This is a genomic window from Peptoniphilus sp. SGI.035 (assembly GCF_050315115.1).
Classification (GTDB): Bacteria; Bacillota; Clostridia; order Tissierellales; family Peptoniphilaceae; genus Peptoniphilus_A.
This window is the reverse complement of record NZ_JBNPOJ010000003.1, coordinates 111,960-122,417: the sequence shown is the minus strand read 5'-3', so window position 1 is coordinate 122,417 and position 10,458 is coordinate 111,960. Positions and strand designations below refer to the sequence as shown.

At 31.0% G+C, this 10,458-nt stretch carries 9 protein-coding genes; 7 read left to right on the top strand and 2 right to left on the bottom strand.

Annotated elements, in window-relative coordinates; translation table 11 throughout:
- Positions 1–346 precede the first annotated feature (346 nt).
- The 3 genes from ACQRC6_RS02725 (at position 347) to ACQRC6_RS02715 (ending at position 2,361) form a co-directional block, all read left to right on the top strand.
- On the top strand, positions 347–526 hold the full coding sequence (locus ACQRC6_RS02725) for a hypothetical protein (protein ID WP_427847628.1): 180 nt from the start codon (positions 347–349) through the stop codon (positions 524–526).
- Positions 527–588: 62 nt separating this feature from the next.
- A complete protein-coding gene (locus ACQRC6_RS02720; protein WP_427847627.1) occupies positions 589–1,245 on the top strand; it encodes a Fic family protein in 657 nt (218 codons plus the stop codon).
- 96 nt (positions 1,246–1,341) lie between these two features.
- Entirely contained in the window at positions 1,342–2,361 is a 1,020-nt protein-coding gene (locus ACQRC6_RS02715; protein ID WP_427847626.1) for a transposase, read from the top strand.
- Between the two features lie 186 nt (positions 2,362–2,547).
- On the opposite strand, the gene ACQRC6_RS02710 is transcribed toward ACQRC6_RS02715, so the two are convergent.
- A complete protein-coding gene (locus tag ACQRC6_RS02710; protein ID WP_427847625.1) occupies positions 2,548–3,231 on the bottom strand; it encodes a GntR family transcriptional regulator in 684 nt (227 codons plus the stop codon).
- A 196-nt stretch (positions 3,232–3,427) separates the two neighbouring features.
- On the opposite strand from ACQRC6_RS02710, the gene dpaL reads away from it, so the two are divergent.
- From dpaL to ACQRC6_RS02690, 4 genes are read left to right on the top strand one after another with little or no spacing between them, the layout of a single operon-like run.
- On the top strand, positions 3,428–4,642 hold the full coding sequence (gene dpaL / locus ACQRC6_RS02705; protein WP_427847624.1) for a diaminopropionate ammonia-lyase: 1,215 nt from the start codon (positions 3,428–3,430) through the stop codon (positions 4,640–4,642).
- Positions 4,639–5,811 (top strand): YgeY family selenium metabolism-linked hydrolase, encoded by a 1,173-nt coding sequence (locus ACQRC6_RS02700; RefSeq protein ID WP_427847623.1) that lies wholly within the window; start codon positions 4,639–4,641, stop codon positions 5,809–5,811. The genes dpaL and ACQRC6_RS02700 overlap by 4 nt, the downstream gene beginning before the upstream one ends.
- Positions 5,812–5,822: 11 nt before the next feature.
- Positions 5,823–7,409, top strand: coding sequence for an N-acyl-D-amino-acid deacylase family protein (locus ACQRC6_RS02695; protein ID WP_427847622.1), 1,587 nt, complete (start codon positions 5,823–5,825; stop codon positions 7,407–7,409).
- 2 nt (positions 7,410–7,411) lie between these two features.
- The gene (locus tag ACQRC6_RS02690; protein WP_427847621.1) at positions 7,412–8,893 is read left to right on the top strand and encodes a sodium:solute symporter family protein; all 1,482 of its coding nucleotides are present in this window, start codon (positions 7,412–7,414) and stop codon (positions 8,891–8,893) included.
- A gap of 135 nt (positions 8,894–9,028) precedes the next feature.
- On the opposite strand, the gene ACQRC6_RS02685 is transcribed toward ACQRC6_RS02690, so the two are convergent.
- Positions 9,029–10,297, bottom strand: coding sequence for a Na+/H+ antiporter NhaC family protein (locus ACQRC6_RS02685; RefSeq protein WP_427847620.1), 1,269 nt, complete (start codon positions 10,295–10,297; stop codon positions 9,029–9,031).
- Between the last annotated feature and the right edge of the window lie 161 nt (positions 10,298–10,458).

Here is a 10,458-nt window from a genome sequence, read left to right as displayed (position 1 = left end):
GTTTATAAAACAACTTAAATTAAAAAAATTATAAATAAGACTATTTATAAGACAAAATATTTAATAGCAAAGAAAAAGGGGCTGTTGTAAAAGTCCCAAAATAAAAAAGGTGGTGTTGCAGAATAGATAATTCTATTCTGCAACACCACCTTTATAGTGTATAAAATAGCAATTAAATAAAAAGAAATTCAGGAACTTAGATTTACAATTAAGTTGTATAAACTGTAAACTCCAAGAGGAGATTTTATATATTCTTTTTGAAAATTCTATATAATATTTTAAATTTTTAAGTTATCTATTATTTGTAAGTAAGAGAAATGACAGGTAAAAAAAAGGAGAGTTGTTTATGAAGATAAAAGAATATATTAAACAACTGGATAGAATAATGGCAGTTGCAAAAAATAAGACGTCAGAAATAACAGTCAATGATATTAATAGTGAATTGCTGGATATTATGTTAAAATTCAATGTAGGTTTTGAACAGACTTGCAAATATAAACTGATTGAGATGTTGAAAAAAGTTTAGATTATTTACAAGATGAGAAAAAATGATATAAAATAAAATTAAGTAATTAAAGGGGGTGTGAAATGCAAGATAGATATAATATGACAGAAAAAGAAAATCTATACCTTGCAAAAAGAAATATTGTGGATTCTATTTGGAAAAGTGCAAATCTAGAGGGCATCAATATCACTTTTCCAGATACTTATGATATAGTCAATAAGTTAAAAGTCAAAAATGCAGATATTGCAGAAGTAAACACAATATTGAACTTAAAACACGCTTGGCAGGAGATATTTACAAGTTATGATGAAGATTTAACGCTTGATTATATATGTAACATTCATAAAGAAGTTGCAAAAGATGAAGCGTTAGAGTGGGGAAAATTAAGAACTGGAAAGGTGGGTATAAGTGGAACAGACTATATACCACCAATACCAGATGAAAAAGAAGTAATAAATAAGTTAGAAGAACTGAAGAAAATAGAGCCTAATACATTAAGTGCAATAAAAATTATGCTTTATCTTATGAAATCCCAATTATTTTGGGATGGGAATAAGAGAACAGCAATGTTAATAGCTAATAAGGAGATGATAAAAAAAGGTAATGGAATAATATCTATATCAACAGATAAAATTAATGAGTTTAACACACTCTTAAATAGATATTACTCATATGATGAAGAAGAAAATTTAATCAATTTTATTTATAATAATGCAATAAATGGGATTGATAAAGAATAAGAGAATATAAGATGTAAAGGGGCTGTTGCAAAAGTCCCAAAATAAAAAAGGCGAGGATAATTAAAAAAACCTCGTCTTTTTTGATACAATGTATTTATGAACATAAAAAAACACACATTGTCATTAACTAATTATACGCTAGTTAATGACACAATTCAATTAAAAATAAACTTTAATACAGAAATATATATCCAAGATGATGTAAAACTAAGGCTTGTAAAAAATATAATTGAAAGGATGAATCTATCAGAATTAAAAAAAGTCTATTCATCATATGGAAGAAAAACAGTTGTAAATCCTGTAACAATGCTTGAAATATTAATATTTTGCTATTCAGAAGGAATATTTTCATCAAGAGAAATAGAAAAAGCCTGTAAATATGACTTAAGAATTAAATATCTACTAGATACAGAACAAGCACCTGACCATAGCACAATAAATAGATTTAGACAAAAAATAACAGAATTAACGCCAGGTTTACTTAATCAGATGGTTCAAATATTAATAGAAGAAAAGCAAATAGACCTATCAAGCATATACATAGACGGAACAAAGATAGAGGATTATGCCAACATATACAGCTTTGTATGGAGAGGGTCAATAGAAAAACATCAAAAAAAGCTAAAAGACTGGAAGGAAAAACTAGAAAAATACAAAAAAGACATGGAGTTTAGAAAGAACCTAAAATATGATGAAAAACAAGACAAATACATAACACTGGAAGGAAAAGAATTCATAAGATGCAAAGACAAACATACAAAAAAGAAAAGTGGATACATATCGACAACTAAAGTATATAGGTGCTTTGATTGGAATACAAAAGGACAAAAAACAAAAGGAATCTATATCTCAGAAACATTCCAAAAATATAGAGAAAAATCCTTAAAAAATATAACATCAAAAGAAGGAATAGAAGAAAGAATAAACCGCTCAATCCAAGCAGAAGGAGCATTCTCAAAAATAAAAGAAGGATTATCCTATACTAGATTCCATCATAGAGGGAAGGCAAATATAATAAGTGAAATAAATCTCATATCAGTAGCCATAAACCTAAATAAATTAGCATCAAAAATAATAAAAAAAGACTTAGAAATCATAAAATACAAAGCAGCTTAAGAAAAAAATTTTTCAAAAGTATAGCTTTATTAAAGTTACCCATTTTTATGAAATATTGGATAAATCTGTTCAAATAATTTTTTTAGGCGGAAAAATGGAACGGCTAATTTTAAATATTTAATAAAAATGGTGCTGTTGCAAAATAGGTAATTCTATTTTGCAACAGCACCGTTTTTGTGCGAAATTTTATTTTCTTTTATTTTTTTCTTTTACTAAGTTTATGGAGTTGTACCAATTTGCCTTCAAACAAAGTTTAGCTAATTCCAAATCTCTTTTTTTAAGAGCGTCTATCAAAGCCTTGTGTTCTCCAAAGGTATTTGATTTGCCATCATTGTCTTTAAAAAAAGAGAGCTCAACACGTTGAATTTTCTTTTTAAGAGGATGGATAATAGAAGGCAATTCTGGATTCCCTGACAAGTAAATAAAACTGTCGTGAAATTCATTGTCGTAATTTAAAAGTTCCATTGTGTCAAGATTTTTAAAAGCCAGATCTAATTTTGCATTTATTTTTTGAAGGTTATTAATAAAGTCATCGTCAATTTTATCAAAAGCTTGTTCAAGTGCAAGCATCTCCAAGCTGGCTACTACTGAATAAGTATAAAAGGAAGCATCTAAATCAATGGGCGCAACAATTGTCCAACGATTAGCCTTTGAAAGTATTAGCCCTTCATTTTCTAATTTTAGGATGGCTTCTCTAATAGGAGTTCTACTTATTCCAAGTTTCTCTGAAAGACTATTTATATTTATTTTTGTTTCAGGCTCCAAATAACCTGTTATTATCCAGTTAGAAAGCGTATCATAAACTTCATCTTTAATAAAAGTTCTATTTATTTTTTCGTTTCTACTATTTTCTAATAGCATATTCAACATTAAAACCTCGTTTTCATTATTAATCTTAAGTATATCATAAAATAATTATAAAAAGTAGTGTTGACAAAAAAAGACAAGTAAAGTATTATGTAATATATCACATAATACTTAAAAAATTAGTTAATAAATAATTATATTTTATCTTTTATTAAAAGATGTTAAAAAATATATTCAAAATTTATAAAAAGGGGAGTCTATGAAATTAGAAATTTTTACTAAAGATCAAAAAGAAAAAAGGGAAAGATATGATATAAGCTTTTTAAATAAGGATGTAGCAATGGAAGTTCATAATTATCACAATAACTTTCCAATGTATAAAGAAACACCTTTTGTTGAATTAAAAAACCTTTCGGAGAAAATAGGTGTAAAAAATATTTTGGTTAAGGATGAATCCAATAGGTTTGGATTAAATGCATTCAAAGTTCTCGGTGGAAGTTATGCTATTGGGAAAGTTATTGCAGAAAAGTTAAATATGGACATTAAAAATTTGGATTTTGAAAAATTAACTTCTAAAGAAGTTAAAGACAAATTAGGAGATATTACTTTTATAACTGCGACTGATGGAAATCATGGTCGTGGAGTTGCATGGGCTGCTAATAAATTAGATCAAAAATCAATTGTATTTATGCCTAGGGGATCAGCTGAAGAAAGAGTTAAGAATATTGAAAAAGAAGGAGCAACTGTAAAAGTTTTAGATATGAACTACGATGAATGCGTTAGAGAAGCTAATAAACTAGCTGAGGAAAAGGGTTACATCATGGTTCAAGACACTGCTTGGGATGGATATGAAGATATTCCAAAGTGGATTATGCAGGGCTATATGACTCTTGCTTGGGAGATGTATGAAACCTTGCAAGAAAAAAATATTAAACCGACTCATGTGTTTTTGCAAGCTGGTGTTGGTTCTTTTGCAGCAGCAACTACTGGATTTTTTATAAATATGTATGAAGGTAAAGACAAGCCAAGTATTACTATTGTAGAGCCTGATACTGTTGCTTGTATTTATGAATCAGCTATTGCAAATAAAAGAGTTTTAGTTGGGGGAGATCATAAAACGATTATGGCAGGGCTTGCTTGTGGCGAACCAAATACATTTGGACTAAAAGTCCTTTTAGATAATTGTGAGCATTATATTAAGGCCTCGGATGAATTTGCGGCTTTTGGTATGAGAGTTCTTGGAAATCCTTATAAGGATGATAAAAGAATTATTTCGGGAGAAAGTGGGGCAGCTCCTTTTGGTGCAATTATTAAAATTTTAACCGATGATAGTTTTGAAAATGCAAGAAAGGAATTAAATATAAATTCAGATTCAAATTTAATATTTGTTTCTACGGAAGGCGATACTGATGCTAAAAACTATTTAGATATTGTATGGGATGGAAAATATGAAAGTACAGGAGGTAGAAAATGAGTAAGATAAGTGCAGTAGAGTTAACGCAAAAGTTAATCAGAAGACAAAGCTATTCAGGAAAGGAGGAAGGTGTTTCAGAAGAACTGACAAAATTTTTTAGAGATAATGGATTTGATGATGTTCATGTAGACAAGTATGGAAACACTATTGGTCACATAAAAGGGAATAGACCTGGACCAAAAATTGTATTTGATGGTCACATGGACACAGTTCCTGTAACTGATGAGAGTGAATGGGAGTATCCTCCTTTTGAAGCAGAAATTCACGATGGGAAAATTTACGGGAGAGGATCAAGTGACATGAAGGGTGCTTTGGCATCAATGGCAGTTGCAGCAAGCAATTTTAAAGAAAAAACTAAGGGGGATTTTGCTGGAGAAATTTTTGTCGCAGGAATTGTTCATGAAGAATGCTTTGAAGGTGTTGCTGCAAGAGAAGTAAGCGCTTACATAAATCCAGACTATGCAATAATTGGTGAAGCTTCAAACTGCAATGTTAAAATTGGGCAAAGAGGAAGAGCTGAAATTAAAGTTGAAGTTTTAGGAAAGCCAGCGCATTCAGCAAATCCTGAAAAGGGAATCAATGCAGTTTATAAAATGTGTAAAGTAATTGAGGCTATTAAAAATTTAAAACCAACTCATCATGATAGATTGGGCGATGGAATTTTAGAGCTTGTAGATATTAAGTCAAGTCCATATCCAGGGGCATCTGTTGTGCCAGAAAAATGTGTTGCGACTTATGATAGAAGATTATTAGTTAATGAAACTAAAGAATCTGTTTTAGCTCCAATAAATGAACTTTTAGAAAAGTTAATGAAAGAAGATAACGAATTAAAAGTTAGAGCCTATTATACAGAGGCTGAAGAAAAATGTTTTACTGGAGAAACTATTGGAGGAGAAAGATTTTTCCCAGGATGGATATTTGACGAAGATGAAGTATGGGTAAAAAAAGTTGTCGCAAAGCTAAAGGATAAGGGACAAAATCCAGAAATAACTCAATATAATTTCTGCACAAATGGAAGTCATTATGCTGGAGAGGCAAAGATAAAGACACTTGGCATTGGACCTTCAAGAGAAAATTTAGCACATACTGTCAATGAGTATATAGAAGTTTCCGAGCTTGAAAAAGTTGTGGATTCTTATGAAGCGGTAATGGAAGCGTTATTAGTATAAAGGAGATAAATATGTACGATATCTTTATTAAAAACGGAACTATAGTAGATGGAACTGGAACAAAACCCTTTGATAAAAATATAGCTATTAAAGATGAAAAAATGTATTTTGTTGAAGGAGATGTTGAAGCAAAGAGAGTCATTGATGCTAAAGGAAGAATTGTAACTCCAGGATTTATCGACACACACTCCCATTCTTCAATGCTTGTAATTGAAGATCCTTATCTTGCACCAAAACTATTTCAGGGAATAACAACTGAGCTTGTTGCCCAAGATGGAATGGGACCTGCTCCTGTAAACAATGAAACAGTAAAACCTTGGAAGAAAGCAATGGCTGGACTAGAAGGTGAATATGATTATGAATGGGACTGGAGAAGTATAGAAGAATACTTAAATAAAATTGACAAACTTGATCTTGGACCAAATATTGCATATCTTGCACCACATGGAAATGTGAGAATGGTTAGCATGGGGCTTGAAAATAGAAAACCAACAGCAGAAGAACAAAGAAGAATGAATGAAGAACTTCAAAAAGCTTTTGATGCTGGTGCTTTTGGGATGAGCACAGGAATGATCTATCCGCCATGTGTATATGCAGATGTAGATGAATTTATTGAATTAGGGAAAGTAATAAAGAAAAATGGCGGGGTTTTTGTAACTCATCAAAGATCAGAAGCAGATGCAATGCTTGAATCAATGGATGAAATCTTAAAAATTGCAAGAGAAGGTGGATGTAGAACTCACTTTTCACACTTTAAAATCTGTGGAAAAAACAATTGGGATATGATTCCTGACATCTTACAAAAACTAGATGACGCAAAAGAAGAAGGGCTTACAATTTCTTTTGACCAATATCCATATGTTGCAGGCTCTACAATGATGTCTGTAATTCTTCCACCATGGGTTCACGATGGGGGAACGGACAAATTAATAGAAAGACTTAATGATAAAGAACTTCGCGAAAAAATGAAGAAAGACATAAAAGAAGGAATACCAGGCTGGGATAACTTTATTGATTTTGCAGGGCTTGAGGGAATTTTTATAACCTTTGTTAAAAACGAAGAGTCAGAAAAATATGTTGGAATGAATCTTATTGAACTAGGTGAAGCAACTGGTAAAGATCCCTATGATGCAATATTTGATTTAATCAGAGATGAAGAAAATATTGTAGGTTTAGTAGATTTTTATGGTAAGGAAGAACATATAAAGACATTTATGAAAAGAGATGAACAAAATGTTTGTACAGATGGAATAATAGGAGCAAAACCACATCCAAGACTTTATGGCTCTTTTGCAAGAGTTCTTGGAAAATATTGTAGAGATGAAAAAGTATTCCCTGTTGAAGTTGCTATAAGAAAGATGACTGGTAAAGCTGCTGACACAATAGGGCTTAAAGATAGAGGCTATTTAAAAGATGGATATGCAGCAGATATATTAGTAATAGATTTTGATAACATTAAAGATAATGGAGATTATACAAATCCTAAGCAATTAGCTACAGGAATAGACTACTCTATAGTTAATGGAAATATTTTAATAGATGAAGGAAAAGCAACTCCTAAAAAAGCAGGTAAAGTATTAAGATTTAAAGGGAGATAAATATGAATGCTACTCAAAGAACAACATTAACAATAATAATAATCTATATGATTGCAACAGTAGCAATTGGCTTATTTGCATCCTATAGACAAAAGAAAAAGTCGCAATCAAAAAATGCAAATGAAGATTTCTTGATGGCAGGAAAATCTCTCGGTCCATTTGTGTTAGCTGGAACACTTTTTGCAGCTAACACAGGTGGAGCGTCAACAACAGGAATAGCTACAAATGTATATAGCTATGGGATTTCAGCAGCATGGTATGTTATAGCAGCCGGAATAGGTTTTGTATTAGTATCTTTTGTTGCATCTTACTTTAGAAGATCATCAGCAAATACGGTTCCTCAAATTATTGGAATGAGATTCGGCAAGCCATCACATATAATAACAGCAATAACATCAATTTTAGCACTATTTATGGCAACGGGTGCTCAAATAATAGCTACAGCATCAATAATAAATGTATTAACTGGTCTTGACTTTAATAAGGCCGCAATTATAACAACAATAGTCGTAATTGCATATACTATGATTGGAGGATTTGCATCAGTTGCATCAGCTAATATGATGCATGTGTTCTTTATAACTATTGGAATGACAATTGCTCTTTTTGTAATGGTTGAAAATAAAGCAATTGGAGGGTTTGCAAATCTATTTGAAAAGGCTAGAGAAGTATCTATTGCATCTAATGGAGAAGTTGACTTAATGAGCATGACAAAAATTGGATTTCCAACAGTACTGGGATATATTGCGATGTATTGTATGACATTTCCGACTGGGCAAGAGATTGTGCAAACATTCTCGTCAGCAAAAACTGGTTCAGCAGCAAAGACGGGTTCAATAATAGCAGGACTTTTATCAGCAGCTTATGCAATAGTCCCAGCTCTTATAGGACTTATGGCTTATTCTTATATTGATGGATACACAGCAAATGGAATATCTAAATCAGCTTTAGCAGATGCTACAGTTAGATTTGCACCACCATTGGTTTCTGGAATAGTACTTGCTGCAGTAGTTGCCGCAACAATATCAAGTGCATCAGGAAATATGATTGGAACAGCAACAATGTTTTCAAATGACATATATAAGCCATATATCACAAATAACAATGCAGATCCAAAAAAGGAAGTACTAGTATCAAGAATTGTAATGACTTTGGCAGGACTTTTTGGACTAGGAGTAGCATTATCTAACTCAAACATAATTAGTGTAATGATGTCTGCCTTTGCATTGCGTTCAGCAGGACCTTTTGCTGCCTTTGTTTGTGGACTTTTTTGGAAAGACGTAACTCAAAAGGCAGGATTTATAGCAATACTTGCAGGAACAATAGTATCGGCTATTTGGATTTTTGTATTAAAGAGTCCATGGGGGCTTAGTGCAATAGTTCCAGGTGCAGTAGTAGCATTTGTTGTAATATTTATAGTAACAAAGATAGATTTAGCATCAGGAGGAAAACCAGCACCATTAATTGAATTTGATGAAGTTTAAAACAATTAAATATGACTTTCAAAATAATTTTTTAAGAATAAAAAATAGAATAATCAAAATAAAACTCAGAACTACCTTAGCTCTGAGTTTTTATTTTGCAAAATTTTATTAATGTGAAAGTGTAATAAAATTTTTCTATATTTTTTTCGTGTTTTTTGTTTTTCTAAATTCTATTACAGAAGCTAGGGTATTAATTAGGACTATATAATGGTGGTAAAAGGAAAAATACAAGGACATTATTGGTGCACCAAACATTTCAAGGGGTGTACGTCCTGCTATATTCCAGGGGATGTAGGCTGCCGTCATGACTGCTGTATTTTCTAGGTCAAGTGCTAATTTTTCATTATCTTTATAACTTTCACGTGCCATTTCATAAGTTAACATTATGGAGAGTGTTTGATTTGAGCTAAAAACTGAAATCAAAATGGACATTACTGACATTATGATCATGTCGGGGAGCCTTGAAAATAATTTTTTTATGATTTTTTTAACGCCGACTAAAAGCTGAGTTTCCTTAAAAAATCCAAAGTATCCCGATGAAATTCCAACTATTAAAAGCATTTTTAGCATTGAAATAAATCCACCACCATTAATTAGTTTGCCAGCATCTGAATTTACGTGAAAACCAAAAATCAATGCCCTAAATATTTCCAGCGCATTTTTATTTTGAAATATAGCTGCAAAAAATATTGAAAGCAAAATGGAAATAAGCATATTTATTTTTAAATCAACTTTAAAAATTGAAAGCAAGATTATAGAAAGTGGTGGAACTATTAAAAGCAAGTTGAAGTTAAAAATTTCTTTTATTAAATTTATTCCTCTATTGTCAATTTTTGCGTCAATGCCAAGATTAAAAATTTGGTAAGTTATAATTGTGAGGACAAGGGGCAAAATGCAAGTCCTAAACATATTTTTTAAATTTTTGTAGAGGTCAGTTTTTGTCAAAGTTGCGACAAGTAATGCCGATGTTGACATTGGCGATGATCTGTCGCCAAAAAAACAACCAGATAAAATTGCACCGCCACTTATAAGGGGATTAAAACTCATTGCATTTGAAATCGACATGGAAATTATGCCAGCTGTTGATGCAGTGCCAAAACTTGTACCCGTAAGAAAAGAAATAGTAGCGTTAAAAATAAAAATACCAACGTAAAAGAATCTTGGATTGATTAAGCTTGTTCCGTGATAAATTATATAAGCGATAGTGCCGGAAAGTCGCCAAATTCCTGTAATCATTCCAATGAGAGAAAATACTATTAGGATAGTTTTTGTGCTTTTTATGCCAGTATATACCATTGTAGAGATTTCTTTTAAGCTAAATTTTTTTATGTAGGCATAAAAAGATAAGAGAATTAAATTTAAGAAAAGTGCAAAAGTTAGTGGTATTTTAAAAATTATTGCCACAAATAAATTCAATATGAATAAAATTAATATACATATTTCGAACATCAAATCACCCCTAATTATTATATCTTAATTTTATATAAAATATATTATAAAGAATATTGGGAAAGTTATTACAAAAAAATTAATTTAAAATTAAAAATTGCTTAAATAAATATATT